We start from the raw sequence: 26,581 nt of genomic DNA on the forward strand, positions 1-26,581 counted from the left end.
AAAGGCATGACCTTACTCTTGCCGCCCCCGGAATACTTTTAAAAAGCGGAGGACACGACAACTACCCTGACACCGGGGGTTAGCTTTGGGGGGCTCCTACAGCGCGTTCAGCCTTTGAGCTTCTCGGCAATCCAGATGGTATGCCGCGTGCCCTTGTTGCCGTGGGCAAACACTTGCACTTCTTCGGCCTTGAATCCGGCTTTGCGCAGTTTGTCGCTGAACAGTTTATCGGCGCTGGCCGACCACACGGCCAGTACGCCTTTGGGGCGCAGGGCTTTGGCGCATGCCGCCAGGCCGCCGGCGGAGTAGAGCCAGCTGTTGGCTTTTTGGGTGAGGCCTTCGGGGCCGTTGTCCACATCCAGCATGATTGCGTCAAAGCCCTGGGGCTCGGCTTGCAGCACCTTGGCCACGTCTTCCAGGCGGATCACCGTGCGTGGGTCCAGCAACGGGCGGCCGGATTTTTCTCCCAGCGGCCCGCGGTTCCATTCCACGACGCCGGGCACCAGCTCGGCGACGACTACTTCGGCGGTCTTGCCTAAATGCTTGAGTGCCGAGGCCAGGGTAAACCCCATGCCCAAGCCACCAATCAACACCCGCGAACCGGGGCGGCCGGCGACTTTGCGGCAGGGGATTTCCGCCAGTGCGTCTTCGGAGCCGTGCATGCGCGTGTTCATCAATTGGCCGCCGTCACCGCCCTGGATCTTGATGACGAAATCTTCACCGTATTCGAACAGGCACAAGGCACCGCCGTTGTCGGGGATCGGGGTGGTGTCCAGCAGAACGAAACGTTTCATGGAAATCTCATTGGGAAGGGCATTCTTGCGCGGTTGGGAGTAGCCTTACGACATTCCGGTCAGGCCATGGAGCCATCGATGAAGTGCAGCATTCTAACGGTCATTGTGTTGAGCGCGCTCGCCTTGGGTGCGGCGCAGGCTCAGGAGTTGCAAACCGTACCGGTCGCGCCAGCCCCAACGCCAGGCGCACCGGGCACCCCGACGCCGACGCTGTACCCGCAAGTGACCCCGCCTGCCGTGCCCAAGACGAACGGTTCGCCACCCTTGGTGCCCATCGTGCTGCCAACGCCGCCGAAGGACCAGACCGTGCCCGGCCTGCAGCAAAACGACAGCAAACCGAAGACGCCCGGCGGTTAAAACTGTTGCGAGAGTAATTGGCCGTCGGCCATGCGCAGGCGTTTGGACAGGGCAATAGCGATCGCGCGGATGATCTTGGCGGCCACCCTGGGCGCTTCGTTGAGCATCTTTTCCAGAGCGTCCTTACCCAGGTTCAACAGCACACAATCACTCGCCGCCACGCAACTGGCCGAGCGTCGTTCGCCGTCGAGTACCGCCATTTCGCCAAAAGCCCGGCCACTGCGCAGGGTGGCGATCGTCAGGCGCTGGCCATCGTGGTGGGTTTTCTGCACCGCCACCTGGCCGCTGTGGAGGATGCACATGAACGTGCCGGCATCGCCCTCGAGAAAAATCACCTCGTCACGGGCAATGCTGCTGATATTGAAGTAGCCGGCGGCGATGTGAAAATCCTCCGGCAACAGCGGGTCGAACAGGCCGCAGTCCATGAGCATGTCACGGATCTCGGTATTCATATGTGTCGGTAGTGCCATGGCTGCAATCTTGGTCCATCAATCATGTAGGGCGGTCCTGTGTTCAGACAGAACTGCCCGGCTAAGTTCCTTAAACCAGCCCCAGCGCCTTGAACACAAATCCATATTCGAGCGCTACGTCACGTAATCCCTGGTAACGACCGCTCATGCCACCGTGGCCGGCGCCCAGTTCGGTCTTGAGCAACAGCAGGTTGTCGTCGGTCTTGGTGTCACGCAACTTGGCGACCCACTTGGCGGCTTCCCAATATTGCACGCGGCTGTCGTTGTAGCCGGCGATCACCAGCATGTGCGGGTAGGCCTGGGGGCTGACATTTTCGTACGGCGCGTAGGCCTTGATGCGTGCATACACCTCGGGCTCCTGCGGGTTACCCCACTCGTCGTACTCGGTGATGGTCAGGGGCAGTTCCGGGTCGAGCATGGTGTTGAGCACATCGACGAACGGCACTTCGGCAATCGCCGCCTGGAACAGCGCCGGGCGCTGGTTGAGTACCGCGCCGATCAGCAGGCCGCCGGCACTGCCGCCGCTGATCGCCAGTTGCGTGGAGGTGGTCAGGCCCTGGGCGATCAGGTGTTCGGCGCAGGCGATAAAGTCGCTGAAGGTGTTCTGCTTGTGTTCCTGCTTGCCCGCGCGGTACCAGGCTTCGCCCAGCTCGCCACCGCCGCGCACATGTGCAATGGCGAAGGCCACGCCACGGTCCAGCAGGCTCAAGCGTGCATGGGAGAACCACGGGTCGAGGCTTGAACCGTAGGCGCCGTAGCCGTACAGGTACAAAGGCACAGGTTTGCCGAGGTGGTCGCGCTTGACCACCAGGCTGATCGGCACTTGGGTGCCATCCGCCGAGGTGGCCCACAGGCGTTGGCTCACATAGTCATCGGCGTTGAACACGCCCAGTACCGGCGTTTCCTTGAGCACCTGCTGCGCACCGCTGGCCAGTTCCAGTTGGCGGACCTGGGCCGGTCGGTTCAACGCTTCGTAGCGCAGACGGATCTTGTTGCTGGAAAACTCCAGGCTGTTCTGTACGTAGAGGCTGTAGGCGGCGTCAGGCAATTCCACGCGATAGGCCGGCAGGCCTTCCGGGTGTACTTCGATCACCGGCAGGCCACCCATGCGCAGGCTCAGGGTCATGGCGCTGGTATTCAGGCTCACGCCGTCGAGCATCACCTCGTCGCTGTGGGGGATGAGGTTTTGCCACTCATCCTCGGTCGGCACGTCGCCGATGTCGGTTGCCACGAACAGTGCGTAGTTGATGCCCTCCCGGTTGCTGCGGATAAACCAGGTCCACGCGCCATTCAGCTGGCCGTGGTCGACATCGTATTCGTGGTCCTCGACCCGCGGCGCCAGGCAGGTGAAGTCCAGGTGCGGCTGGTTGGCGTCCAGCGCCCAGACCTCGCTGGTGGTCTTGCTGCCCAGCGACAGCAGCAACTGGCGCTCGGAGCTGGAACGGTAGCAATGCAGGAAAAATCGGCCGTCCGGCTCATGGAACACTTCCTGCGCGGCCGTGCCATCCAGGCGGTAGCGATACAGTTTGTGCGGACGGTGGGTGTCGTCCAGTTCGCCGAAGAACAGCGTCAGGCTGTCGTTGGCCCAGGTCATGCTGCCGTCGCAGCCCTGGAATTCCAGTTCGCTGACCTTGCCGGTCGCCAATTCCTTCACGTACAGGGTGTAGATCTCTTCACCGCTGGTGTCGAGGCTGTAGGCCAAGCGCTGGTGGTCGGGGCTGATGCTGAACGCGCCGAGGGAGAAGAAACCGCCATTGGCCAGCACGTTCGGGTCCAGCAACAACTCCTCGCTGCTGTCATCCACCTGGTTGCTGTCGTCGGCCGGGCGACGGCAGCGGTAGTGACGGGCGTACTCGTCACCGGCGGTGGTGCGGGTGTAGTAGAGATACGGGCCCCACGGCGAGGGCAGGGACAGATCGGTTTCGAGAATGCGGCCCTTGATCTCCTCGAACAGGGTTTCGCGCAGCGCCTGCTGGTCGGCGAGCAGGGCTTCCTGCCAGGCGTTTTCGGCCTTGAGGTAGTCGAGCACCTCAGCGCTGTCACGCTCCTGCAGCCAGGCGTACGGATCTGGGCCTGGGGCCTTGCGGGCAATCGGGGGGAGCGATATAGGCATGGATTATTCTCTATCTGGCGGACGGTGGCAGGCATTGCAGCCGCGACACGCAAAAGCCGTTATCATAGCCGCCTGTTTGCCTACCTTGCCATGGACACCATGACCGAGAACGACTATCTGACCGCTTGGGGCCTTTACGCCTTCGCCGCTTTGGGCTGCCTGTTGGTGTGGTGGCGCATGACCCGCTGGATCTGGCGCTGGCTGCGCGAGCCGCTGCAATTGCTGATGGCGGTGCTGTTGTTCAGCCCGACCATCGTCGACCCGGTCAAGACTCAGTTCGCCCCGGCCGTGGCCATCACCGCCCTGGACCTGGTGCTCAAGGTCGGCAACAACGCCTGGCGGGCCATCTCCGATCTGTTCATGTACACCATGATCGCCTTTGGCGTGTACATCGTATTTGTGCTGATCCGCTGGCCCATCGAGCGCGCCGCCAACGCCCGCCGTGAGCGCAAGGCCGCCGCCGATGCGGCCCTGGCCGCCGAACCGGATGAAGATGAAGACGACGTGCCTTTCCGCCGTCCTGCACCTGTGAGCGGTATGCGCGTAGAACCGCGCCTTTAACGTCGTCCGCCCTGCAGCGAGAGCCCTGGCATGTGTGAATTATTGGGCATGAGTGCCAACGTCCCCACCGACATCGTGTTCAGCTTTACCGGGCTGATGCAACGCGGTGGGCGCACCGGCCCCCACCGTGACGGTTGGGGCATCGCGTTTTACGAGGGCCGTGGCCTGCGTCTGTTCCAGGACCCGGCTGCCAGCAGTGAATCCGAAGTCGCGCTGCTGGTGCAGCGTTACCCTATCAAAAGTGAAGTGGTGATTGGCCATATCCGCCAGGCGAATGTCGGCAAGGTCAGCCTGGCCAATACCCACCCGTTCGTGCGCGAACTGTGGGGCCGCAACTGGTGCTTCGCACACAACGGCCAGCTGGCGGACTTCAAGCCCCGCGCCACCTTTTACCGCCCGGTGGGCGACACCGACAGCGAAGCGGCCTTCTGCGACCTCCTTAACCGCGTGCGCGAGGCCTTCCCTGAACCGGTGGACCTTGAACAGGTGCTGCCGGACCTGATCGCCGCCTGCTCCGAATACCGCAGCAAAGGCGTGTTCAACTGCCTGCTCAGTGATGGCGACTGGCTGTTTTGCTACTGTTCGACCAAATTGGCGCAGATCACCCGCCGCGCACCCTTCGGCCCTGCACGCCTGAAAGATGTCGACGTGATCGTCGATTTTCAGGCCGAAACCACGCCTAATGATGTGGTGACGGTGATCGCCACCGAGCCTTTGACCGACAACGAAAACTGGACCCGCTACGAACCGGGCCAATGGAGCCTGTGGCGACGCGGTGAATGCGTCAGCCAGGGCATCACCGAGTAAGGATATCGCCCATGTTGCTCAGTTATCTGCGATTGGTGCTGTTTGCCATTGGCCTGTTGGTCGGCGTGCAAGTGCCCGGGTTTATCAACGACTACGCCAAGCGCGTCGAAGCCCACTTGATCGAGGCCCAGACCGGCCTCAGCGGGTTTGAAACCACCGCACGGCAGTTCTTCAACGGTGACTTGAAGGCGTTGGTGGCGCACTACCGTGCCAGTGACGACCCGGTGTTCCAGAGCGACGCCAACAGCCTCGGCGCGATGCTTGACCGCCAGGTGGCGTTGGACAAGCAATTCCAGGCCATGCAAGGCCCGTGGTACATCCGCGCCCTGCAAGTGGCGGTGGCGGCCGACCCCGATATTCGCCAGGAAACCTGGAAGGGCTACAGCTATCAGATTCTGCTGACCCCCGAAGCCATGGGCTGGGGATTGGGCGGGGCGATGCTGTTGTCGTTCGGCATCGAGTGCCTGTTCCGCCTGATCGATTGGGTGGTACTGGGCGGCAAGCGCCTGCGCCAGAGCCGGCCGATCGAAGAGCGAGACCTCAAGGGCCTCTAAAGGTTCAACTCGGGGCAAATGTGGGAGGGGGCTTGCCCCCGATAGGGGAGTGTCAGTCAATAGATCAGTGATTGAACCACCGCCATCGGGGGCAAGCCCCCTCCCACAGTTTTATCCAGTGTCTTCAGTGAGGTTGTGTACTCAGCACCATCCGCTCTGCACCGACCTCCTCGGCATACCGCGTCACCACCTTCTGGCACAACCCCACAATCTCCTCCACCAATTCCACCCCCACGCGCCACGACACCACCACCTGCAAATTCGGCAGTTTCTGCGCCATCGGCAACATCACCAACTCCCCGCGCGCCAGTTCTTCGCGCACCAGCACCGGCGGCAGCGCGCCAATGCCAAAACCATCGCGCAACAACCGCGTAATCGCCGACACCGAATTCACACAGTTCATCCGTGGCGCGGCCACGCCGTTGGCCTGCATCAGGCTGATAACGTCCTGGTGCGGGTGGGAGTTTTTCGAATACGTGATGATGCGCTCCTGGGCCAGTTCGGCCAGGGAGGCGTAGTCACGGTTGTAGATCGACTGGCTGGCGACGATCCACGCCATGGGGTGGCTGGCCAGTTCCAGGCTGCGCACGGTTTCGAGGCGCAGCAGGTCGGTTTGCAGGATCAGGTCGAGGAAGCCTTTTTGCAGCTGATCGCTGAGGTTAAGCGCGGTATCGGCGACCAATTCGATTTCCACCAACGGGAAATGGTCCATCAGTTCCGCCACCAGTGGGCTGAGCCAGGTGTGGATCACCGTGTCCATGGCGCCGATCCGAATGCGCCCGACCTTACTGCTGGTGGTCTCCAGGGACTGCTTCAAGCCCTGCATGGTCACCATCATCTGCTCGGCGTAGTCGAGCACCTTCAAGCCTTCCGGGGTCAGGCTCACGCCACGCGAATCGCGCAGAAACAGCTTCACCCCCAGCTCGCTTTCCAGCACCGCGATGCGGCTGGAGATCGACGCCTGGGTGGTGAACAACTTCTCGGCGGTCAGGCGGAAACTCTTGAGCTTGGCCACCCAGACGAAGGTTTCGAGGAACTTCAAATTCATGGGATCAACTTTTTCTTATGCATGGATCGGTTTTTATTAGTTGGACGCCGTACCGGGCCAGCGCCAAAAATCGAGCCATTCCACGATAAGCGCCGTTGGGGTGTCAGGACAAGTTGCGAGTTCTGTGTAAAAAATCCCACACTACAAAAAAATAAAGCCTACAGGAGCGACAGACCGTGAGCCGACTTTTACTGAATTGCGACATCGGCGAAAGCTTTGGTAACTGGACCATGGGTCTGGACGCCGAGGTCATGCCGTTCATTGATTGCGCCAACGTGGCCTGTGGCTTTCACGCCGGCGACCCGAGCATCATGCGCAAGACCGTCAGCCTGGCGCTCAAGCATGGCGTGCAAGTCGGCGCGCACCCGGCGTATCAGGACCTGCAAGGTTTCGGTCGCCGCTCCATGGCCTACACCCCCCAGGAAATCCAGGACCTGTTGCACTATCAGATAGGTGCGCTCGACGGTATTTGCCGGGCCCAAGGTGGGTGTGTCAGCTACGTCAAACCCCACGGCGCGATGTACAACGACATGATGGCCAACCCGGCCCAATTGCGCGCGGTGATCCAGGCCGTGGCGGCCTACGGCGAACTGCCGCTGATGCTGCTCGCCACCCGCGACAACAGCGCGGCCCAGGCCCTGGGCGACGAATACGGTGTAACCCTGTGGTTCGAAGCCTTCGCCGACCGCGCCTACGACAACAAGGGGCACCTGGTCTCGCGTCAACTACCCGGTGCCGTGCACCACGATTCCGACACCATCGTGCAGCAAGCCCTGACCATTTCCCGCGGCGAAGCGCTGATCGCCAGCGACGGCAGCCCACTGGTGCTGCAGGCCAATACGCTGTGCGTACACGGTGACAACGCCAGCTCGGTCGCGGCGGTGCAGCGCATCCGCGAGGCATTGAAGCCAGCATGAAGCCACGGATTGAAGTGGTGGCCATCGACTGCCTGATGGTGCGCCTGTTTGATGCAATCGCCGAAACCAACATGCCGTGGATGCTGGCGGCGACCCAACGCTTGCGCAGCGGTTTTGGCGCCGCCTTGGTCGACTTGGTGCCGTCCTACACCACCTTGATGGTGCATTACGACCTCAGCGCAGTGAGTCCGGCCCAGGCACGGGAGCTGATCGACCTGGCCCTCACCGACCTGCAGCCGCAGGCCCAGGGCAGCGGCCAGTGTCATGTGCTGCCGGTGTGGTACGACCTGAGCGTCGGCCCGGAATTGACCTTGCTCAGCCAGCGCAGCGGCCTGGCCATCGACGACGTGATTCGCCGTCACAGTGCCCACGAATACCAGGTGTTTGCCCTCGGCTTCGCCCCCGGCTTTGCCTTTATGGGCCTGGTGGATGAAATTCTTGCCACCCCGCGCCTCAACACCCCTCGCAAACGCGTGGCGGCCGGCAGCGTCGGCATCGCCGAACGGCAAACCGCCGCCTACCCGGTGGTGTCGCCAGGTGGCTGGAACCTGATCGGGCGCACGCCGGCCAAACTCTTCGACCGCGAGCGTGAGGGCTACAGCCTGATGCAACCGGGCGACACCGTGCGCTTTGAGGCGGTCGACCGCGCTGAATTCCTCACATTGGGTGGCGACGACACGCCGTTGGAGGCGCAGGCATGAGCTGCTTGATCATCGAGGCCAGCACGCCGCTGTGCCTGTTGCAGGACGCCGGTCGCTTTGGTGTGCGCCATTTGGGCGTGACCCAGGGCGGGGCGCTGGATTGGGTGTCGATGTCCTGGGCCAACTGGCTGCTGGGCAACGCGCTGGACGCGCCAGTGGTGGAAATCACCTTGGGCGGCTTTACCGTGCAGGCCGAGGAGTATTGCCTGCTGGCCCTGGCCGGTGCTGACCTGGGCGCCTATATCGACGAACGCGCCATCAGCCCCGGCCGCAGTTTTATCCTGCAAAAGGGCCAACGCCTGCGTTTCACCCAGCCGTTCAGCGGCGCGCGTGCCTACCTGGCGGCGCCCGGCGGGTTTGATGCGCCGGAGGTGCTCGGCAGTTGCGCCACCGTTGTGCGTGAGGAATTGGGCGGGCTGGACGGTTTCGGCAAGGCGCTGGCCGAAGGCGGGCGTTTGGCTTATTCCGGTACCGGCGGTGCGATGAAAGTGCTGAGCGCGCAGACGTTGCCGGCCAAGGCGCCCCTGGACGTGATCGTCGGCGCACAGATCGGCCAGTTCAGCGGCCAGAGCCTGTTCGATGCGTTCAACACCGAATGGGTCCTCGACAGCCGCGCCGACCGCATGGGCATGCGCTTGCTGGGCACGCCGTTGCAGTACCAAGGGCCTTCGCTGATTTCCGAGGGGATTCCGTTGGGCGCGATCCAGGTGCCGCCGGATGGGCAGCCGATTGTGTTGCTCAATGACCGGCAGACCATTGGCGGCTATCCGCGCCTGGGGGCGTTGACGCCGTTGTCGCTGGCACGGCTGGCGCAGTGCTTGCCGGGGGAGAAGGTCAGGTTGACGCCAGTGGTGCAGGAGACGGCGCATCGGCAGCACATCGAGTATTTGCGCCGATTTGCATAACACCGCATTTAAAATGTGGGAGGGGGCTTGCCCCCTCCCACATTAGATTTCCTGCATTATTGCGGGCGGCGTTTATTTGGAGAGAAAGCGCATCCCTTCTTCCAGCCCGCGCAATGTCAGCGGATACATCTGATCCTCCACCAACTCCCGCACAATCCCCGTCGACGCCGTATACCCCCACGTGTCCTTCGGGTACGGGTTAATCCAGATCAGCTTCTTGTACTTGGCCATGAAGCGCTGCATCCACACATACCCCGGCTCTTCGTTCCAGTGCTCGACACTGCCGCCCGCCTGGGTGATTTCATACGGCGCCATCGACGCATCGCCGATAAAGATCACTTTGTAGTCGGCGCCGTACTTGTGCAGCAGGTCCTGGGTCGAGGTGCGTTCCGAGGTGCGGCGCTGGTTGTTCTTCCACACCGACTCGTACACAAAGTTATGGAAGTAGAAGTACTCCAGGTGCTTGAACTCGGTCTTGCACGCCGAGAACAGCTCTTCGCAGATCTTCACGTGGGCATCCATCGAGCCGCCGATATCGAACAGCAACAGCAGCTTGATGGTGTTGCGCCGCTCCGGGCGCATCTGGATATTCAGCAAACCGGCGTCGCGGGCGGTGTGGTCGATGGTGCCGTCGATATCCAGCTCTTCCGCCGCACCCTGGCGCGCAAACTTGCGCAGGCGGCGCAGGGCGATCTTGATATTGCGCGTGCCCAGTTCGACCTGATCGTCGAGGTTCTTGTACTCGCGCTGGTCCCAGACCTTCACGGCCTTGCCCTGGCGCTTGCCGGCATCGCCGACGCGGATGCCTTCCGGGTTGTAACCCCCGGAGCCAAACGGGCTGGTGCCGCCAGTGCCAATCCACTTGTTACCGCCGGCGTGACGTTCCTTCTGTTCTTCCAGGCGTTTCTTGAATTCCTCGATCAGCTTGTCCAGGCCGCCGAGGGACTGGATCTGCGCGCGCTCCTCATCGGTCAGCGAGCGTTCGAACTCTTTGCGCAGCCAGTCCTCGGGAATCAGCGCCTGCAAGTGGTCGTCGAGTTTTTCCAGGCCGTTGAAGTAGGCGCCGAAGGCCCGGTCGAACTTGTCGTAGTGCCGCTCGTCCTTGACCAGGATCGCCCGGGACAAGTAGTAGAACTCGTCCATGTCGGCGAAGGTCACGCGTTGCTTGAGCGCGTTGATCAAGTCGAGCAGCTCGCGCACCGACACCGGCACCTTGGCGGCCCGCATTTCATTGAACAGGTTGAGCAACATCAGCGATTACCGCGACGGCTCATGAACGCCAGACGCTCCAGCAACTGCACGTCTTGCTCGTTCTTCACCAAGGCACCGGCCAGCGGCGGGATGGCCTTGGTCGGGTCGCGCTCGCGCAGCACGGCTTCGCCGATATTGTCGGCCATCAGCAGCTTGAGCCAGTCGACCAGTTCGGAAGTGGAGGGCTTTTTCTTCAGGCCCGGCACCTTGCGTACGTCGAAGAACACGTCGAGGGCTTCGCTGACCAGGTCTTTCTTGATGTCGGGGTAGTGCACATCCACGATCTTTTGCAGGGTGGCGCGGTCGGGGAAGGCGATATAGTGGAAAAAGCAGCGGCGCAGGAACGCGTCCGGCAGCTCTTTTTCGTTGTTAGAGGTAATGATGATGATCGGGCGTTTCTTGGCCTTGATGGTCTCGTCGATTTCGTAGACGTAGAACTCCATCTTGTCGAGTTCTTGCAGCAGGTCATTGGGGAACTCGATGTCGGCCTTGTCGATTTCATCGATCAGCAGGATCACCCGCTCCTCGGACTCGAAGGCTTCCCAGAGCTTGCCCTTCTTCAGGTAATTGCGCACGTCGTGCACCTTGTCCACGCCCAGCTGCGAGTCGCGCAGGCGGCTGACCGCGTCGTACTCGTACAGGCCCTGATGCGCCTTGGTGGTGGACTTGATGTGCCAGGTGATCAGCCTGGCGCCGAAGGATTCGGCCAGTTGCTCGGCGAGCATGGTCTTGCCGGTGCCGGGCTCGCCCTTGACCAGCAGTGGCCGCTCCAGGGTGATGGCGGCGTTGACGGCCAGTTTCAGGTCATCGGTGGCAACGTAGGCCTGGGTGCCTTCGAACTTCATCAGTCATTCCTCGAATTCATCAATGCCCGGACTATACCGCGCGGCCCCGGCGACTGTGAACGCAGGCGGATTATTCAGTCTCTGAATGACCGGTCACCTTCAATCCGCCGAGGGCTTGGGTTGTTCATAACGCGCATTGAAGGCCTGGATAAACCCGTTGCGCAAAATCGCCAAAAACGCCGAGAACGCGCTGACATTTTGCTGATGCACGCTGCCACTGAGCTCCACGCGGGTGGCGAACTGGTTCTTGCTCTGGTTTTTCAGCACGGTCTCACTGGCGCCGACCACGGCCTCCCAGATGGAGCGGAAGATGTTCTTGTCTTTGTTTTCCACGTCTTGTTTCCAGTCGAACACTTCTACATCCCGCAGCAACGGCTTGATGTAGCCGGTCAACTGGCCTTTTTCGGCTTGGGCTTCAATGACCACGTCGCCCGTGCCGGCCTTGAAATCGAACTTGCCGTAGGCCGAGGCGAAGTCATTCATGCGCTTTAACTGCAAGTCTTTGGCGCGGAAACGGAATTCGAACTCTTCGAAGTCGCTCAATGGGTCAAAGGTGGCGGTGGCCTCCAGCGGCGCCTGGCCTTGCAGCAACGCCTTGCCTTCAAAGCGCGCGTCACGCTTGCCTTTGACGTCGACCACATTGGTCAGGTTGAAGAAGCTCGCGTTGACGTCCGTGGCGTTGATGTTGACCTGGGGCTTGGAACTGAAGTTATGAAAGGCGATCTTGCCCTCTTCGATACGCACCTCGTTCAAGGTGATCGGCAGCAGTTTGCTCAGCTGTTCCTGCCAGTCGGTGCCTTTACCGGTCTGGGACGCCTGTTTGTTGGCCCCGCCGTCGACGAAGTTGATCTCCGGTCTTACAAAGTGCCCCTCGGCCACCACCGCATGGTCGTACCACAGCGAATGCCAGCTCACGGCGAACTCGATCAGCGGCGCCTTGACGAACGGGACGGGCACCTTGCCGTCCACTTTGACGATTTGCAGGCCGTTGATCCGGTAGGCGCCGCGCCATAGGGCCAGGTCCACATCGGCCACCTGGCCGCGGTAATCGCCCATGTCGGCGAGCTTTTCATTCAGGTAATTGCGCACCAGGTAGGGCAGCGCAATGTTCACGGCAACCAGCACCACCACCAGCCCGGCGACGGTCCATAGCGGCCAACTGTAGCGACGTTTCATGGGGAGGGTCCTCTGTCCGTATAGGGCATGGACTGCCGGGAGCGCCGCAACGTTCCGCCGACTGGACGCCTCCGAGCCTGAGGCATACCCTTGGGGCCTTCCGGAAATCGAGCAATAGGACCCGTTATGAGCCGTATCTTTGCAGACAACGCGCACTCCATCGGTAACACGCCCCTGGTGCAGATCAACCGCATCGCACCGCGCGGCGTGACCATCCTGGCCAAGATCGAAGGGCGCAACCCGGGCTACTCGGTGAAGTGCCGCATTGGCGCAAACATGATCTGGGATGCCGAAAGCACCGGCAAACTCAAGCCCGGCATGACCATTGTCGAACCCACTTCCGGCAACACCGGCATCGGCCTGGCGTTTGTCGCTGCCGCCCGTGGCTACAAGCTGCTGTTGACCATGCCGGCGTCCATGAGCATCGAGCGGCGCAAGGTCCTCAAGGCCCTCGGCGCCGAGCTGGTGCTGACCGAGCCGGCCAAGGGCATGCCCGGTGCCATCGCCAAGGCCGCTGAAATTGTGGCTGGCGACCCGGCGATCTACTTTATGCCGGGCCAGTTCGAAAACCCGGCCAACCCGGCGATCCACGAGAAAACCACCGGCCCGGAAATCTGGAACGACACCGATGGCGCCGTGGACGTGCTGGTCGCGGGCGTGGGGACGGGCGGTACCATTACCGGCGTATCGCGCTATATCAAGAACATCGCGGGCAAGCCGATCCTGTCGGTGGCCGTCGAGCCGGTTGTCTCGCCGGTGATCACCCAGGCGCTGGCGGGCGGAGAGNCCAGCCCGCACAAGATCCAGGGCATTGGCGCCGGTTTCGTGCCGAAGAACCTGGACTTGTCGATAATCGACCGCGTTGAATTGGTGACCGACGACGAATCCAAGGCCATGGCCCTGCGCCTGATGCAGGAAGAGGGGATTTTGTGCGGTATTTCCTGCGGCGCCGCCATGGCCGTGGCGGTGCGCCTGGCCGAGAAGCCGGAAATGCAAGGCAAGACCATCGTGGTGATCCTGCCGGACTCCGGTGAGCGCTACCTGTCCAGCATGCTGTTCAGCGATTTGTTTACCGAACAAGAAAACCAGGCTTGATGCATGTCCTGTGGTGATTAGGCTGACTGTGGTGAGTGGGCCTGTTGTGGTGAGTGGGCTTGTTGTGGTGAGCGGGCTTGCCCCGCGCTGGGCTGCGAAGCAGCCCTTACACCCGTCACCGCGTTTATCGCTGGAGAAATGCGGTGGCCTTATTGGGGCCGCTTCGCAGCCCAGCGCGGGCGGTGCGACGATTCGACAAGCCCGCTCACTACAACAAAGCCGCTCACCACAGTCATCGGTTGATGTGAATCAGCGTTGCTAAGCTAGGCCTTCTGCATAATGGCCCAACTGTTTATCATGGCCGGCTGCTACGTCTGCTGTTGGCCAGGCGATTATTTCCAGGAGTTGCTGCATGACCTTTTCTTTGGCCGCCAAGCTGTCGGTACTGGCGTTGTTTATCGGCAGCACGCTGTATGTGCACCTGCGCGGCAAGGCGCGTTTGCCGATGTTGCGCCAGTTCGTCAACCATTCGGCGCTGTTCGCCCCGTATAACGCCTTGATGTACCTGTTTTCGGCCGTGCCGTCCAAGCCGTACTTGGACCGCAGCAAGTTCCCGGAACTGGATGTGCTCAAGGACAACTGGGAAGTGATCCGCGAAGAGGCCATGCACCTGTTCGACGAGGGTTACATCCGCGCGGCGGAAAAGAACAACGATGCCGGCTTCGGTTCGTTCTTCAAGAAGGGCTGGAAGCGTTTCTACCTCAAGTGGTACGACAAACCCCTGCCATCGGCCGAGGCCCTGTGCCCGAAAACCGTCGCGCTGGTGAGCAGCATTCCCAACGTCAAGGGCGCGATGTTCGCGCTGTTGCCGGGCGGCAGCCACCTGAACCCGCATCGCGATCCGTTTGCCGGTTCCCTGCGGTACCACCTGGGCCTGTCCACGCCGAACTCCGACGACTGTCGCATTTTCGTCGACGGCCAGGTGTACGCCTGGCGCGACGGTGAGGACGTGATGTTCGACGAGACCTACGTGCACTGGGTCAAGAACGAAACCGAGCAGACCCGTGTGATTCTGTTCTGTGACATTGAACGGCCGCTGAGCAATCGCGTGATGACCCGTATCAACCGTTGGGTCAGCAAGCAATTGGGCCGCGCGACGGCACCGCAGAACCTGGATGACGAGCGCGTTGGCGGGATCAACCAGGCGTACGCCTGGAGCAAGACCTTCAGCGACAAGTTCAGTGGTGTGGTCAAGCAGTGGAAGCGCAAGCACCCGAAGGCCTACCGCATTGCGCGGCCGGTGCTGGCTGTAGTTGTCTTGGTACTGCTGTGGAAGTGGCTGTTCGGCTGATCTGAAAGGTTAAACGCGGTCAAAATGTGGGAGGGGGCTTGCCCCCTCCCACATTGGTTTTGCGGTGCTCTTAAGATGCGATCAGTTGGCGCAGCACATAGTGCAGAATCCCGCCCGCCTTGAAGTACTCCACTTCATTCAGCGTATCGATCCGGCACAGCACCTCGACTTTCTCGCTGCTGCCATCCTCCCGTGTAATCACCAGCGTCAGGTTCATGCGCGGGGTGATCTCTACGTCGGTCAGGCCGAGAATGTCGATCCTCTCCTTGCCGGTCAGCTTGAGCGACGTGCGGTTCTGATCCAGCTTGAATTGCAACGGCAGCACGCCCATGCCTACCAGGTTGGAGCGGTGAATCCGCTCGAAACTCTCGGCAATCACCGCCTTGACGCCCAGCAAGTTGGTGCCCTTGGCCGCCCAGTCACGGCTGGAACCGGTGCCGTATTCCTGGCCGGCAATCACCACCAGCGGCGTGCCCGAAGCCTGGTATTTCATCGCCGCATCGTAGATCGGCATTTTCTCCCCGGTGGGGATGTACAGCGTATTACCACCTTCTTCGCCGCCGAGCATTTCATTGCGGATACGGATATTGGCAAAGGTGCCGCGCATCATCACTTCATGGTTACCACGGCGCGAGCCGTAGGAGTTGAAGTCGCGTGGCTCCACGCCTTGCTCGCGCAGGTAGCGGCCGGCGGGGCTGTCGGTCTTGATATTGCCGGCGGGGGAGATGTGGTCGGTGGTGACCGAATCGCCCAGCAGGGCCAGCACGTTGGCGCCTCGGACGTCCTTGATGACTGGCAAGGGACCTGCGATGTCATCGAAGAACGGCGGGTGCTGGATGTAGGTGGAGTCCTTCTGCCACACGTAGGTGGCGGCTTGCGGCACTTCAATGGCTTGCCACTGTTCGTCACCGGCAAACACCTCGGCGTATTCCTTGTGGAACATGCCGGTGCTGACTTGGGCCACCGCGTCGGCGATCTCTTTGCTGCTAGGCCAGATGTCCTTGAGGTAAACCGGGTTGCCGTCCTGATCGTTACCCAGCGGCTCGCTGCTGATATCGATGCGTACGGTGCCCGCCAGAGCGTAAGCCACCACCAGCGGCGGAGAAGCCAGCCAGTTGGTTTTCACCAGCGGGTGCACGCGGCCTTCGAAGTTGCGGTTGCCGGACAGCACCGACGCCACGGCAAGGTCGGCTTTCTGGATGGCCTTTTCGATCGGCTCGGGCAACGGCCCTGAGTTGCCGATACAGGTGGTGCAGCCATAACCCACGAGGTCGAAGCCAAGTTTGTCCAGGTACTGGGTGAGGCCCGCTGCCTTGTAGTAGTCGGTGACCACTTTGGAGCCGGGTGCCAATGAGGTTTTCACCCAGGGCTTGCGGGTCAGGCCCTTTTCCACGGCCTTTTTCGCCACCAGCCCGGCCGCCATCATCACGCTGGGGTTGGAGGTGTTGGTGCAGGAGGTGATCGCGGCGATCACCACCGCGCCGTTTTTCAGGCGATAGGTCTGGCCGTCGTATTCGTAGTCGGTTTCGCCCACCAGGTCGGCATTGCCCACGGCAACCCCGCCGCCGCCTTCGCTTTCGAGGCGACCTTCCTCCTTGTTGGCGGGTTTGAATTGCAGGTCGAGAAAGTCGCTGAACGCTTGGCCGACATTCGGCAGGGACACACGGTCCTGCGGGCGTTTCGGCCCGGCCAGGCTGGCTTCGACACTGCCCATGTCGAGGGCCAGGCTGTCGGTGAACACCGGTTCTTGGCCGGCGTTGCGCCACAGGCCTTGGGCCTTGGTGTAAGCCTCTACCAACTTCACGGTTTCTGCCGGACGGCCGGACAGGCGCAGGTAGTCCAACGTCACTTCATCCACTGGGAAAAAGCCGCAGGTGGCGCCATATTCCGGGGCCATGTTGGCGATGGTGGCACGGTCGGCCAGCGGCAGGTCCGCGAGGCCGTCGCCGTAGAATTCGACGAACTTACCCACCACGCCTTTTTTACGCAGCATCTGGGTCACGGTCAGCACCAGGTCGGTGGCGGTGATGCCTTCTTTCAATTTGCCGGTGAGCTTGAAGCCGATCACTTCCGGGATCAGCATCGACACCGGCTGGCCGAGCATCGCCGCCTCCGCCTCGATACCGCCCACGCCCCAGCCGAGTACGCCGAGGCCGTTGATCATGGTGGTGTGGGAGTCGGTGCCGACCAAGGTGTCCGGGAAGGCATAGGTGCGGCCGTCTTCGTCTTTGGTCCAGACCGTGCGGCCGAGGTATTCGAGGTTGACCTGGTGGCAAATGCCGGTGCCCGGCGGCACCACGCTGAAGTTGTCGAAGGCGCTCTGGCCCCAGCGCAGGAAGGCGTAGCGTTCGCCGTTGCGCTGCATCTCGATGTCGACGTTTTGCTCGAAGGCATCGGCGTTGCCGAATTTGTCGACCATCACCGAGTGGTCGATCACCAAGTCCACGGGGGAGAGCGGGTTGATGCGCTGCGGGTCGCCCCCGGCCTTGGCCACGGCGGCGCGCATGGCGGCCAGGTCGACCACGGCGGGAACGCCGGTAAAGTCTTGCATCAATACCCGGGCCGGGCGGTACTGGATCTCGCGGTCGGACTGGCGCTCTTTGAGCCAGGCGGCGATGGCCTTGAGGTCGGCGCCGGTGACGGTCTTGTTGTCTTCCCAGCGCAGCAGGTTTTCCAGCAGCACCTTGAGGGACATCGGCAGTTTATCCAGGTCACCCAGGCTCTTGGCGGCTTCGGGCAAGCTGAAGTAGTGATAGGTCTTGTCGTCGATTTGCAGGGTTTTAAGGGTTCTCAGGCTATCAAGGGATGACATTACATGACTCCTTATGGTCCGCACGGCTACGGACCTGACGGGACGAGCAGAGCTTTCAAACTAGCCCTGTTTTCAGTAGCTGGCTAATTACTGGACTCTATGGACAGAACCAAGGTTCCGAACTCAGCTATCATGCGCGCGTTTTCATGACAGGCTTTGCGATAGCGCAAGCCAGTTGCCAGGAGATTCAATGAACACCCTTTTTATGCACTGCCGCCCAGGTTTTGAAGGCGAAGTCTGTTCCGAGATCGCGGAGCACGCCGCGCGCCTGAACGTTTCCGGCTACGCCAAGGCCAAGACCGGCAGCGCCTGCGCCGAATTTGTCTGCACCGAAGAAGACGGCGCCCAGCGCCTGATGCACGGCCAGCGTTTTGCCGAGCTGATCTTCCCGCGGCAATGGGCGCGCGGGGTATTCATCGACCTGCCGGAAACCGACCGCATCAGCGTGATCCTCGCCCACCTGCGCGAATTCCCGGTGTGCGGCAGCCTGTGGCTGGAGATGGTGGACACCAACGATGGCAAGGAACTGTCGAACTTCTGCAAGAAGTTCGAAGTGCACCTGCGCAAAGCCTTGCTGAACGCCGGCAAGTTGGTCGATGACCCGAGCAAGCCGCGCCTGCTGCTGACCTTCAAGAGCGGCCGCGAAGTGTTCATGGGGCTGGCCGAGTCGAACAACTCGGCCATGTGGCCGATGGGCATCCCGCGCCTGAAATTCCCACGGGATGCGCCCAGCCGTTCTACCCTCAAGCTGGAAGAGGCCTGGCACCACTTCATTCCCCGCGACCAGTGGGACGAGCGCCTGCACGGCGACATGACCGGCGTCGACCTCGGCGCAGCGCCGGGGGGTTGGACCTGGCAACTGGTCAACCGTGGCATGCTGGTAACCGCCATCGACAACGGCCCCATGGCCGAAAGCCTGATGGACACCGGCCTGGTCCAACACTTGATGGCCGACGGCTTCACCTTCGTGCCCAAGCAGCCGGTGGACTGGATGGTCTGCGATATCGTCGAGAAACCGGCGCGTAACGCCGCGCTGCTGGAAACCTGGATCGGCGAGGGGCATTGCCGCGAGGCGGTGGTGAACCTCAAGTTGCCGATGAAACAGCGTTACGCCGAAGTGAAACGCTTGCTGGAGCGTATCGAAGAGGGCTTCAAGGCGCGTGGTATTCGTGTGGAGATTGGCTGCAAGCAGCTGTATCACGACCGTGAGGAAGTGACTTGCCATTTGCGTCGGCTGGAAACAGCAAAGAAAACCAAGGCCCGCTGAGTCTAGGGCGATCACCGCTCAAATGTGGGCGCTGGCTGGCCTGCGATAGCGGTATAACGGTCGATATCTATGTTGAATGTGCCCCCGTCATCGCGGGCAAGCCCGCTCCCACAGTAGAGCGGGTCTGTTTCAGGAGTGAAGTATGAGTCATCCAGAAGAAATGCCTGTAGACGGCACCCTCGACGCCACCGGCCTCAACTGCCCGGAACCGGTCATGATGCTGCACCAGCACATCCGCGACCTGCCGCCCGGTGGTTTGCTCAAGGTGATCGCGACCGACCCGTCCACGCGCCGCGATATTCCCAAGTTCTGCGTGTTCCTGGACCACGAACTGGTGGATCAGCAGGAGCAGGCCGGTACGTACCTGTACTGGATCCGCAAGAACTCCGTTTAACCCAACGCCTTGTCTGCGCGAATGCGCCGGCGTGCACTGCGCGCCAGGCGCACCAGCAACATCCCCGCCGCGCAGCTCAGGCCTACGATCAGCCCTTGCCATAAACCGCTCGGGCCGCTGGGTTCGCCCAGCCAGTCGGTCAGGCCCAAGGCATAACCCACCGGCAGGCCCACGCCCCAATACGCGAACAAGGTCAGCACCATGGTCACGCGCGTGTCCTGGTAGCCACGCAATGCGCCCGCCGCCGTGACCTGGATCGAGTCGGAGAACTGGAACAGCGCTGAGAACACGATCAACATCGACGCCAAGTGAATCACCACCGGGTCCGGGGTGTAGATCGCCGCAATCTGCTCGCGAAACACCAGCATCAGGCTGCAAGACAAGCAGGCATACGCCAGCGCAGTGCCCATGCCGACACCGGCGGCGAAACGCGCTTCACGCGGTTCGCCACGGCCCAGGGCCTGGCCGACGCGCACGGTGACGGCCATGCTCAAGGAGTAGGGGATCATGAACACCAGCGAGCTGACGTTCAGGGCGATCTGATGGCCGGACACCACCGTGGCCCCCAGGCTACCGAGCAGCAAGGCGATTACCGCGAAAATGCTCGATTCGGCAAAAATCGCGATGCCAATCGGTAGGCCAATCCCCAGTACACGCTTGATCACCGCCCATTGCGGCCAGTCGAAGCGCTTGAACAATTCGCTGCTCTGGTAGGCCGGGCCCCAGCGGGTCCAGCCGGCCAGGCCGAGCATCATCACCCACATCGCAATGGCCGTGGCCCAGCCACACCCCACGCCACCCATGGCTGGCAGGCCGAGGTGACCGTAGATGAAGATGTAGTTCAGCGGAATGTTCAGCGCCAGGCCACACAGGCCCATCACCATGCTCGGCCGTGTGCGGCCCAGGCCGTCGCTGAAACAGCGCAACACGTAATACAGCGCAATGGCCGGCATACCGGCGGCAATGCCATGCAGGTAGCCCATGGACGGCGCGATCAGGTCGGGCTCGACCTTCATCGCACGCAGGATCGGTTCGGCGCAGAGCAACAGCAGCGCGCCCGTAATACCGACCACCACGGCCAGCCACAAGGACTGTCGCACCAGCGGCCCGATCTCGCTGAACTGGCCAGCACCGTAGCGCTGGGCGACTTTCGGCGTAGTGGCCAGCAGCGTGCCGGTCATCAGCAGGTACACCGGGATCCAGATCGAATTGCCCAGGCCTACGGCCGCCAGGTCCTGGGGGCTGACGCGCCCGGCCATGACCGCATCGACAAAGCTCATCGCCGTAGTGGCCAGCTGGCCGATGATGATCGGCAAGGCGAGCGTCAACAGGCCGCGCACTTCCCGGCTGATGCGGGCGGGGCGGGTGAGGGTGGCGGTGGCAGTGTTCACGTACAGGTGTCCAGTAGAAGGCAGCGCAAGGACGGCGGATTCTACGCCTTGACGCATCGGTCAGGAAAAAACCTGTGTTAGCGATTTGTAAGCGAGGGCTGCGATCCCTGTACACTGCGGGTCCGCCAAAGGAGCCTGCCATGCTGATTGTTGCCGACGAAAATATTCCGCTGCTCGATGCATTTTTCCAAGGATTTGGCGAGATTCGCCGCGTGCCCGGCCGTTCCCTCGACCGCGCTACGGTCGAGCAGGCTGATGTGTTGCTGGTGCGCTCGGTGACCAACGTCAACCGTGCATTGCTGGAGGGCAGCAAGGTTCGCTTCGTCGGCACCTGCACCATTGGCACCGACCATCTGGACCTCGATTACTTCAAGCAGGCCGGCATCCAGTGGTCCAGCGCCCCCGGCTGCAACGCGCGTGGCGTGGTGGACTATGTGCTGGGCAGCCTGCAGACCCTGGCCGAGATCGAAGGCGCCGATCTCAACCAGCGTACTTACGGTGTGGTGGGCGCGGGTGAAGTGGGCGGGCGGCTGGTCAAGGTGCTCAAGGGCCTGGGCTGGAATGTGCTGGTGTGCGACCCGCCACGGCAGATCGCCGAGGACGGCGACTACGTCAGCCTGGCGCAGATCATCGAGCAATGCGACGTGATCAGCCTGCACACGCCGCTGACCAAGTCCGGCAACGGTTCAACCTGGCACCTGTTCGACCGCCAGCGCCTCGAGCAGCTCAAGCCCGGCACCTGGCTGATCAACGCCAGCCGTGGCCCGGTGGTGGACAACGCCGCGCTGCGTGAGGTGTTGCTGGCGCGTGAAGACCTGCAAGCGGTGCTGGACGTGTGGGAAGGCGAACCCGAAGTGGACGTCGACCTGGCTGATTTGTGCGTGCTGGCCACGCCGCATATCGCCGGCTACAGCCTTGAGGGCCGACAGCGCGGCACGGCGCAGATCTATCAGGCGTTCTGTGCGCACCTGGGTCAGGCGCCGAGCATCCTGTTGAGTGATCTGCTGCCGCCACCGTGGTTGGCCGAGGTGCACTTGAATGCATCGACTGACCCGGCCTGGGCATTGGCGACCCTGTGCCGCAGCGTGTACGACCCGCGTCGCGATGATGCGGATTTCCGTCGTAGCCTTGTGGGAACGGTGGAAGAGCAGCGCAAGGCGTTTGACCTGCTGCGCAAGCATTATCCCGCACGCCGCGAGATCGAGGGTTTGAAGGTGCGGATCAATGGGGAGTCGACGGCCCTGGCCAGTATCGTGTCCGCATTGGGCGCACAGGCAATTTAAACGCCAATAAAAAACCCGGCCACCTGGGCCGGGTTTGAAAGAGCGTGGCGTTTCAGCCTTGCTGGGCAGGCTTGACCAATTTTTCTTCCAGTTCGCTGCAGGCTTGCTGGATCATCTCTTCGGTGATCTGCACTTCACGGCCCTGAGCGTCGATGTACGAGCAAGGCAACTGCTGCGGTTGGCGGATCACTTCAATCTTGGCATCGCTGCTATTTTGCAAGGTCATGGCCTGTCTCCTCATCAGGTTGTGTACCCACTTTAAGACCCCCGCGTGACCACGCTGTTACAACTCCCTGCGGGATCACCGGTTCGAACACCCAGTCCACCAGAAACCGATACAAATTTCCAGCCAGGGGTTAGACCGATAGCCTCTAGGGATCAGCGTCGGCGGGCATAATTAACCTGACTCATTGCTATTTGCCCAAGTTCCCCCAATGTTGGGTGTAGATACTTATCTCCCCTGCGCAGGTGATGCCCTCCATGTTCTCAGTCCGTCAACGCCGTGCGATCCGCCTGGCCAGCCGCTTCATTGCGCCTTACCGCTGGCACGCACTCGGCGCCCTGTTGGCGCTCATCGTTACCGCCGGTATTACTTTGTCCATGGGGCAGGGCATCCGCCTGCTGGTGGACCAGGGTTTCATGACCCAGTCGCCGCACCTGCTCAACCAGTCCATCGGCCTATTCATGGTGCTGGTGCTGGGCTTGGCGGTGGGCACGTTTGCGCGGTTTTACCTGGTGTCGTGGATCGGCGAGCGGGTGGTGGCCGATATCCGTCGGCAAGTGTTCAACCATCTTATTTACCTGCACCCGGGCTTCTACGAGAACAACCGCAGTTCGGAAATCCAGTCGCGGCTGACCACCGACACCACCTTGCTGCAATCGGTGATCGGCTCGTCGCTGTCGCTGTTCCTGCGCAATGCGTTGATGGTCATCGGTGGCATCGTGCTGCTGTTTGTCACCAACCCCAAGCTCACCAGTATCGTGGTGGTGGCGCTGCCGCTGGTGCTGGCGCCGATCCTGATTTTCGGCCGGCGCGTGCGCAGCCTGTCGCGCCAAAGCCAGGACCGCATCGCCGACGTGGGCAGTTATGTGTCCGAGACCCTCGGTCAGATCAAGACCGTGCAGGCGTACAACCACCAGGTGCAGGACGAACAACGCTTCGCCGTAACGGTGGAAGACGCCTTTACCACTGCGCGCAAACGCATCACCCAGCGTGCCTGGTTGATTACCCTGGTGATCATGCTGGTGCTGGGCGCCGTGGGGGTGATGCTGTGGGTGGGTGGCATGGACGTCATCAGCGGGCGGATTTCCGGCGGTGAGCTGGCGGCGTTTGTGTTCTACAGCCTGATCGTCGGCAGCGCGGTCGGCACCCTGAGCGAAGTGCTCGGCGAACTGCAACGCGCTGCCGGTGCCGCCGAGCGCATTGGCGAGTTGTTGCAGTCGAGCAATGACATCCAGGCGCCCGCCGACGGCTCCGTCCAACTGCCGGAGCGGGTCAGCGGCCGCATGGAACTGCAAGACCTGCGCTTTTCCTACCCTTCACGTCCCGACAGCTACGCCATCGACGGCTTGAATTTGACCATCAACCCCGGGGAAACCCTGGCGCTTGTAGGCCCATCCGGCGCCGGTAAATCGACCATTTTCGACCTGCTGCTGCGCTTCTACGACCCCCAGCAAGGCCGCATCCTGCTCGAAGGCCACCCGCTGACCGAACTCGACCCCATGGACCTGCGCCGCCACTTCGCCTTGGTCTCCCAGAGCCCGGCGCTGTTTTTCGGCAGCGTCGAAGAGAACATCCGCTACGGCAACCCGACGGCCACCACCGAACAGGTCGAAGCCGCCGCGCGCATTGCTCATGCTCATGACTTCATCCTGCAAATGCCCGACGGCTACCAGACCCACCTCGGCGACGGCGGCATGGGCCTCTCCGGCGGCCAACGTCAGCGCTTGGCCATCGCCCGTGCGCTGCTGGTGGACGCGCCGATCCTGCTGCTCGACGAAGCCACCAGCGCCCTCGATGCCCAGAGTGAACACCTGATCCAGCAAGCACTGCCGCAATTGATGCAGGGTCGCACCACGCTGGTGATCGCCCATCGATTGGCCACGGTGAAGAACGCTGACCGCATTGCGGTGATGGACCAGGGCAAGCTGGTGGCGGTGGGTACGCATCAACAGTTGATTGCGAGCAATCCGCTGTATGCGCGGTTGGCGGCGTTGCAGTTCAGTGATGGTGCTGATGAAAGCGAGGACTAGGCGTCTGATGTAGTGAGCGGGCTTGCCCCGCGCTGGGCTGCGTAGCAGCCCTAACACGGACGATGCGGTTTATCAGTCACCTACATGCGGCCACTGGATTGGGAGTGCTCCGCCCTCCAGCGCGGGGCAAGCCCGCTCACCACAAAAATCCAGGGTCACCCCCGTTTTGCAAGCCCGCTCGACATCCGGCAGGAATCGCCAACAGTGTGGCAGCCTCTGCCTAGACCTTACTGATCATCAAAATACCGCTCATGCCAATCCACCAACGGCTGGGGTGAGTTGAGCTTCTGCCCGTAGATCACCGAATAAGACAGCACGTTCTGCACATACTGGCGGGTTTCGTCGAACGGGATGCTTTCCACCCATACGTCGAAACTCAGGTGATCCGCGCCGCGCAGCCACTGGCGCACACGGCCGGGGCCGGCGTTGTAGGCGGCGGAGGCGAGCACGCGGTTGCCGTTGAACTGGCTGTGCACCTGGCTCAGGTAGGCGGCGCCGAGCTGGATGTTTTTGTCCGGGTCCAGCACCTGGGCCGGGGAGGCCAGGGGGATACTGAACTTGCGCGCGGTTTCCTTGGCGGTGCCGGGCATCAGTTGCATCAGGCCGCTGGCGCCCACGCCGGAGCGGGCGTCGTCCATGAAGGCGCTTTCCTGGCGGGTGATCGCGAATATCCAGCTGGAGTGCAGGCCGCGCACCTTGGCTTCCCGCACCAGGGTGTCGCGGTGGGCCATCGGGAAGCGGATGTCCAGGTCGTCCCAGTATTGCGCCTGGCTGATGGTGCGGATGGCGGGGAAGTACCACTTCATGTCGTAGGCCAGCTTGGCCTGGGCGACCATCTCGTCGCGGTTGAAGTGACGGCTGACGTGGTACCACTCACGGCGGCCATCCACGATCTGGCCACGCGCGTAGAACTCCAGCGCACGCCGTACGCCGGGGGTGTTGCGTACTTTGTTGACCAGCGCCTGGCTCATCAGCAGGGGCTTGTTCTTTAGTTGGTACGGCGCCTTTGAGCGATCCGCCGCGAGGAAACCATAGAAGTCGCGTTCTTGCGCCAGGTGCTTGTACAGGACCAGCGCTTGCGGGTTCTTAGGCTCGGCCAGTTCGAGACTGCGGGCTTGCCAGTAGCGCCAGCGGTTGGTGGTGGCCAGGTCTTGTGGGAGCTTGCGGGTCAGTTGGTAGGCATCTTCCCAGCGCGCCAGGCGCAACAACAGGCGCAGGCGCCATTCCGAGACGGTGTTATCGCGCAATTCGGGGTCGTACTTGGTCATCACCTCGAGGGCGCGCGGGTCGTAGCGCTTGGCCAGGGTCAGGCCGATTTCGCGGGCGATCGACACTTTTTCGTCACGCGAGAAGTGCATGCTGCTGGCGTAGCCATCGAGCAGGGCCATGGCCTTGTCCGGATCCTGGCGTGCCAGGCGGCGCAAGCCCAGGCCCACGGCGTCGGACATGGCCTCGGTCGCCGGCAGGAAACGTGACGGGTCGCTGAGCATGTCCGGCTTTTGCGCCACGTCGACCATCAAGCGACCTTGGGCGCCGAGGGTGGACAGGGTTTTCACCAGGCTGTTGGCCAGCGCGTAGTTGCGCGCTTCGGCGGCGAGTTTGGCGCGATCCCAGATTTTCTGTTCGGTGAGTTGGCCGTCAGCCGCCCATTGGCCGAAGGTGACATCGCAGGCCGCCGGTTGGGACTTGCCGGTCATCCAGAGTTTTTCGGCGGTCTTGTAGCCTTCGGCTTTCAGATTGTGCGTGAGCTGGAACTGGCCGTGCAGGCAGTCCAGTTCGACGAAATTGAGTTTGGCGTCGTAGTACTTTTCAAAGGTCTGCCAGTCGCCGCGTTCGGCCAGCCAGCGCAACCAGCGCAGTTTCATCCAGTTGGCCTGGGGCAGGTCGCCGTTTTTGGCAAGGAACTGCTCGATTTCCTGGTTGCTCGCGGTTTTCAGGCGGGCGGTCAGTTCGTCGTAGGCCAGGTACGGCGTCAGCGGGTAGTCGGCCAGGGCCTGGCTGTATTGCATGTACGGGCCGGTATCGCCCTTGGCCAGGGCCCGTTTGGCTTCATCGTAATATTGACGTTGGGTGGTGAGGTCCACGGCCTGGGCGGATTGAACGGCGGTGGCGGAAAGAAGCAGACAAGATAAAAAGTTGAAAAGGCGACTGCGCATGAGACGTCCGTGCAGAGAAATCACGACTAGCACCGGCACCGCCGACACTGATTGCCCCTAGCTTAGCCTTTTGCCCGCAGCCGTTGAAAGCTTTGCCGGGCGGTTCGTTCAAGTTCGTTGGAAATGTCCTACAGAACGTG

24 protein-coding genes are annotated in these 26,581 nt (G+C 61.9%); 13 read left to right on the forward strand and 11 right to left on the reverse strand.

Annotated features, from left to right (window positions below):
• Positions 1 to 107 precede the first annotated feature (107 nt).
• Positions 108 to 794 (reverse strand): spermidine synthase, encoded by a 687-nt coding sequence (locus tag AO064_RS02500; protein ID WP_046035159.1) that lies wholly within the window; start codon positions 792 to 794, stop codon positions 108 to 110.
• A 78-nt stretch (positions 795 to 872) separates the two neighbouring features.
• Here AO064_RS02500 and AO064_RS02505 point away from each other — a divergent pair, with 78 nt between their 5' ends.
• Positions 873 to 1,151: a hypothetical protein gene (locus tag AO064_RS02505; RefSeq protein ID WP_025858461.1), complete on the forward strand. Its 279-nt coding sequence runs from the start codon at positions 873 to 875 to the stop codon at positions 1,149 to 1,151.
• Here the strand turns inward: AO064_RS02505 and AO064_RS02510 are convergent.
• Together AO064_RS02510 and AO064_RS02515 are read right to left on the reverse strand one after the other, a co-directional pair.
• The gene (locus AO064_RS02510; RefSeq protein WP_012722819.1) at positions 1,148 to 1,621 is read right to left on the reverse strand and encodes a cyclic nucleotide-binding domain-containing protein; all 474 of its coding nucleotides are present in this window, start codon (positions 1,619 to 1,621) and stop codon (positions 1,148 to 1,150) included. The two genes, AO064_RS02505 and AO064_RS02510, sit on opposite strands and share 4 nt — an antisense overlap.
• Positions 1,622 to 1,691: 70 nt before the next feature.
• A complete protein-coding gene (locus tag AO064_RS02515) occupies positions 1,692 to 3,734 on the reverse strand; it encodes a S9 family peptidase (RefSeq protein WP_064052287.1) in 2,043 nt (680 codons plus the stop codon).
• A 24-nt stretch (positions 3,735 to 3,758) separates the two neighbouring features.
• Between AO064_RS02515 and AO064_RS02520 the strand changes: the two genes are divergently transcribed.
• The 3 genes from AO064_RS02520 to AO064_RS02530 are packed head-to-tail and all read left to right on the forward strand — an operon-like array spanning position 3,759 to position 5,656.
• Positions 3,759 to 4,295 (forward strand): hypothetical protein, encoded by a 537-nt coding sequence (locus AO064_RS02520; protein ID WP_043204959.1) that lies wholly within the window; start codon positions 3,759 to 3,761, stop codon positions 4,293 to 4,295.
• A 30-nt stretch (positions 4,296 to 4,325) separates the two neighbouring features.
• Complete coding sequence (locus AO064_RS02525; RefSeq protein WP_012722822.1) at positions 4,326 to 5,102, forward strand: class II glutamine amidotransferase; 777 nt, start codon at positions 4,326 to 4,328, stop codon at positions 5,100 to 5,102.
• An 11-nt stretch (positions 5,103 to 5,113) separates the two neighbouring features.
• Positions 5,114 to 5,656, forward strand: coding sequence for a DUF2937 family protein (locus tag AO064_RS02530; RefSeq protein WP_012722823.1), 543 nt, complete (start codon positions 5,114 to 5,116; stop codon positions 5,654 to 5,656).
• 124 nt (positions 5,657 to 5,780) lie between these two features.
• Here the strand turns inward: AO064_RS02530 and AO064_RS02535 are convergent, their stop codons facing one another.
• Positions 5,781 to 6,704: a LysR family transcriptional regulator gene (locus tag AO064_RS02535; protein WP_064052288.1), complete on the reverse strand. Its 924-nt coding sequence runs from the start codon at positions 6,702 to 6,704 to the stop codon at positions 5,781 to 5,783.
• Between the two features lie 176 nt (positions 6,705 to 6,880).
• On the opposite strand from AO064_RS02535, the gene AO064_RS02540 reads away from it, so the two are divergent.
• From AO064_RS02540 to AO064_RS02550, 3 genes are read left to right on the forward strand one after another with little or no spacing between them, the layout of a single operon-like run.
• Positions 6,881 to 7,621: a 5-oxoprolinase subunit PxpA gene (locus AO064_RS02540; RefSeq protein ID WP_012722825.1), complete on the forward strand. Its 741-nt coding sequence runs from the start codon at positions 6,881 to 6,883 to the stop codon at positions 7,619 to 7,621.
• Positions 7,618 to 8,322, forward strand: a complete 705-nt coding sequence (locus tag AO064_RS02545; RefSeq protein WP_064052289.1) for a 5-oxoprolinase subunit B family protein — start codon at positions 7,618 to 7,620, stop codon at positions 8,320 to 8,322. The genes AO064_RS02540 and AO064_RS02545 overlap by 4 nt, the downstream gene beginning before the upstream one ends.
• Positions 8,319 to 9,227 carry a 5-oxoprolinase subunit C family protein gene (locus AO064_RS02550; protein WP_064052290.1) on the forward strand — a complete coding sequence of 303 codons (909 nt, stop codon included), beginning with the start codon at positions 8,319 to 8,321 and terminating at the stop codon, positions 9,225 to 9,227. The genes AO064_RS02545 and AO064_RS02550 overlap by 4 nt, the downstream gene beginning before the upstream one ends.
• A gap of 72 nt (positions 9,228 to 9,299) precedes the next feature.
• On the opposite strand, the gene AO064_RS02555 is transcribed toward AO064_RS02550, so the two are convergent.
• From AO064_RS02555 to AO064_RS02565, 3 genes are all read right to left on the reverse strand, one after another.
• Positions 9,300 to 10,478: a vWA domain-containing protein gene (locus tag AO064_RS02555; RefSeq protein WP_012722828.1), complete on the reverse strand. Its 1,179-nt coding sequence runs from the start codon at positions 10,476 to 10,478 to the stop codon at positions 9,300 to 9,302.
• A complete protein-coding gene (locus tag AO064_RS02560) occupies positions 10,478 to 11,323 on the reverse strand; it encodes an AAA family ATPase (RefSeq protein WP_012722829.1) in 846 nt (281 codons plus the stop codon). Before AO064_RS02560 ends, AO064_RS02555 begins: the two co-directional genes overlap by 1 nt.
• Before the next feature lie 99 nt (positions 11,324 to 11,422).
• Positions 11,423 to 12,499, reverse strand: a complete 1,077-nt coding sequence (locus tag AO064_RS02565; protein WP_012722830.1) for a DUF748 domain-containing protein — start codon at positions 12,497 to 12,499, stop codon at positions 11,423 to 11,425.
• 126 nt (positions 12,500 to 12,625) lie between these two features.
• Between AO064_RS02565 and cysK the strand changes: the two genes are divergently transcribed.
• Positions 12,626 to 13,594 (forward strand): cysteine synthase A, encoded by a 969-nt coding sequence (gene cysK / locus AO064_RS02570; protein ID WP_064052291.1) that lies wholly within the window; start codon positions 12,626 to 12,628, stop codon positions 13,592 to 13,594.
• A 352-nt stretch (positions 13,595 to 13,946) separates the two neighbouring features.
• Positions 13,947 to 14,885: an aspartyl/asparaginyl beta-hydroxylase domain-containing protein gene (locus AO064_RS02575; protein ID WP_012722832.1), complete on the forward strand. Its 939-nt coding sequence runs from the start codon at positions 13,947 to 13,949 to the stop codon at positions 14,883 to 14,885.
• Between the two features lie 70 nt (positions 14,886 to 14,955).
• On the opposite strand, the gene acnA is transcribed toward AO064_RS02575, so the two are convergent.
• Positions 14,956 to 17,697 carry an aconitate hydratase AcnA gene (gene acnA, locus AO064_RS02580; RefSeq protein ID WP_064052292.1) on the reverse strand — a complete coding sequence of 914 codons (2,742 nt, stop codon included), beginning with the start codon at positions 17,695 to 17,697 and terminating at the stop codon, positions 14,956 to 14,958.
• Positions 17,698 to 17,887: 190 nt separating this feature from the next.
• Here acnA and rlmM point away from each other — a divergent pair, with 190 nt between their 5' ends.
• Both rlmM and tusA read left to right on the forward strand, forming a co-directional pair.
• The gene (gene rlmM, locus AO064_RS02585; RefSeq protein WP_012722834.1) at positions 17,888 to 18,964 is read left to right on the forward strand and encodes a 23S rRNA (cytidine(2498)-2'-O)-methyltransferase RlmM; all 1,077 of its coding nucleotides are present in this window, start codon (positions 17,888 to 17,890) and stop codon (positions 18,962 to 18,964) included.
• A gap of 160 nt (positions 18,965 to 19,124) precedes the next feature.
• Positions 19,125 to 19,358: a sulfurtransferase TusA gene (gene tusA / locus AO064_RS02590; RefSeq protein ID WP_320400769.1), complete on the forward strand. Its 234-nt coding sequence runs from the start codon at positions 19,125 to 19,127 to the stop codon at positions 19,356 to 19,358.
• Here tusA and AO064_RS02595 read toward each other — a convergent pair.
• Complete coding sequence (locus AO064_RS02595; protein ID WP_012722836.1) at positions 19,355 to 20,749, reverse strand: MATE family efflux transporter; 1,395 nt, start codon at positions 20,747 to 20,749, stop codon at positions 19,355 to 19,357. The genes tusA and AO064_RS02595 overlap by 4 nt on opposite strands.
• 140 nt (positions 20,750 to 20,889) lie before the next feature.
• On the opposite strand from AO064_RS02595, the gene pdxB reads away from it, so the two are divergent.
• The gene (pdxB, locus tag AO064_RS02600; protein ID WP_012722837.1) at positions 20,890 to 22,032 is read left to right on the forward strand and encodes a 4-phosphoerythronate dehydrogenase PdxB; all 1,143 of its coding nucleotides are present in this window, start codon (positions 20,890 to 20,892) and stop codon (positions 22,030 to 22,032) included.
• 52 nt (positions 22,033 to 22,084) lie between these two features.
• Here the strand turns inward: pdxB and AO064_RS30865 are convergent, their stop codons facing one another.
• Positions 22,085 to 22,258, reverse strand: coding sequence for a PA1571 family protein (locus AO064_RS30865; RefSeq protein WP_043204960.1), 174 nt, complete (start codon positions 22,256 to 22,258; stop codon positions 22,085 to 22,087).
• 245 nt (positions 22,259 to 22,503) lie between these two features.
• Here AO064_RS30865 and AO064_RS02605 point away from each other — a divergent pair, with 245 nt between their 5' ends.
• A complete protein-coding gene (locus AO064_RS02605) occupies positions 22,504 to 24,285 on the forward strand; it encodes an ABC transporter ATP-binding protein/permease (protein ID WP_167355304.1) in 1,782 nt (593 codons plus the stop codon).
• Between the two features lie 227 nt (positions 24,286 to 24,512).
• Here the strand turns inward: AO064_RS02605 and AO064_RS02610 are convergent, their stop codons facing one another.
• Complete coding sequence (locus AO064_RS02610) at positions 24,513 to 26,441, reverse strand: transglycosylase SLT domain-containing protein (RefSeq protein WP_064052294.1); 1,929 nt, start codon at positions 26,439 to 26,441, stop codon at positions 24,513 to 24,515.
• Between the last annotated feature and the right edge of the window lie 140 nt (positions 26,442 to 26,581).

It is taken from the genome of Pseudomonas marginalis, assembly GCF_001645105.1.
Lineage (GTDB): Bacteria > Pseudomonadota > Gammaproteobacteria > Pseudomonadales > Pseudomonadaceae > Aquipseudomonas > Aquipseudomonas petroselini.

Excerpts from the sequence above, each read along its gene's own strand:
- AO064_RS02500 (WP_046035159.1), bottom strand. The coding sequence starts at position 794 with ATGAAACGTTTCGTTCTGCTGGACACCACCCCGATCCCCGACAACGGC.
- AO064_RS02505 (WP_025858461.1), top strand. The coding sequence starts at position 873 with ATGAAGTGCAGCATTCTAACGGTCATTGTGTTGAGCGCGCTCGCCTTG.
- AO064_RS02510 (WP_012722819.1), bottom strand. The coding sequence starts at position 1,621 with ATGGCACTACCGACACATATGAATACCGAGATCCGTGACATGCTCATG.
- AO064_RS02515 (WP_064052287.1), bottom strand. The coding sequence starts at position 3,734 with ATGCCTATATCGCTCCCCCCGATTGCCCGCAAGGCCCCAGGCCCAGAT.
- AO064_RS02525 (WP_012722822.1), top strand. The coding sequence starts at position 4,326 with ATGTGTGAATTATTGGGCATGAGTGCCAACGTCCCCACCGACATCGTG.
- AO064_RS02530 (WP_012722823.1), top strand. The coding sequence starts at position 5,114 with ATGTTGCTCAGTTATCTGCGATTGGTGCTGTTTGCCATTGGCCTGTTG.
- AO064_RS02535 (WP_064052288.1), bottom strand. The coding sequence starts at position 6,704 with ATGAATTTGAAGTTCCTCGAAACCTTCGTCTGGGTGGCCAAGCTCAAG.
- AO064_RS02545 (WP_064052289.1), top strand. The coding sequence starts at position 7,618 with ATGAAGCCACGGATTGAAGTGGTGGCCATCGACTGCCTGATGGTGCGC.
- AO064_RS02550 (WP_064052290.1), top strand. The coding sequence starts at position 8,319 with ATGAGCTGCTTGATCATCGAGGCCAGCACGCCGCTGTGCCTGTTGCAG.
- AO064_RS02555 (WP_012722828.1), bottom strand. The coding sequence starts at position 10,478 with ATGTTGCTCAACCTGTTCAATGAAATGCGGGCCGCCAAGGTGCCGGTG.
- AO064_RS02560 (WP_012722829.1), bottom strand. The coding sequence starts at position 11,323 with ATGAAGTTCGAAGGCACCCAGGCCTACGTTGCCACCGATGACCTGAAA.
- AO064_RS02565 (WP_012722830.1), bottom strand. The coding sequence starts at position 12,499 with ATGAAACGTCGCTACAGTTGGCCGCTATGGACCGTCGCCGGGCTGGTG.
- AO064_RS02575 (WP_012722832.1), top strand. The coding sequence starts at position 13,947 with ATGACCTTTTCTTTGGCCGCCAAGCTGTCGGTACTGGCGTTGTTTATC.
- acnA (WP_064052292.1), bottom strand. The coding sequence starts at position 17,697 with ATGTCATCCCTTGATAGCCTGAGAACCCTTAAAACCCTGCAAATCGAC.
- rlmM (WP_012722834.1), top strand. The coding sequence starts at position 17,888 with ATGAACACCCTTTTTATGCACTGCCGCCCAGGTTTTGAAGGCGAAGTC.
- tusA (WP_320400769.1), top strand. The coding sequence starts at position 19,125 with ATGCCTGTAGACGGCACCCTCGACGCCACCGGCCTCAACTGCCCGGAA.
- pdxB (WP_012722837.1), top strand. The coding sequence starts at position 20,890 with ATGCTGATTGTTGCCGACGAAAATATTCCGCTGCTCGATGCATTTTTC.
- AO064_RS30865 (WP_043204960.1), bottom strand. The coding sequence starts at position 22,258 with ATGACCTTGCAAAATAGCAGCGATGCCAAGATTGAAGTGATCCGCCAA.
- AO064_RS02605 (WP_167355304.1), top strand. The coding sequence starts at position 22,504 with ATGCCCTCCATGTTCTCAGTCCGTCAACGCCGTGCGATCCGCCTGGCC.
- AO064_RS02610 (WP_064052294.1), bottom strand. The coding sequence starts at position 26,441 with ATGCGCAGTCGCCTTTTCAACTTTTTATCTTGTCTGCTTCTTTCCGCC.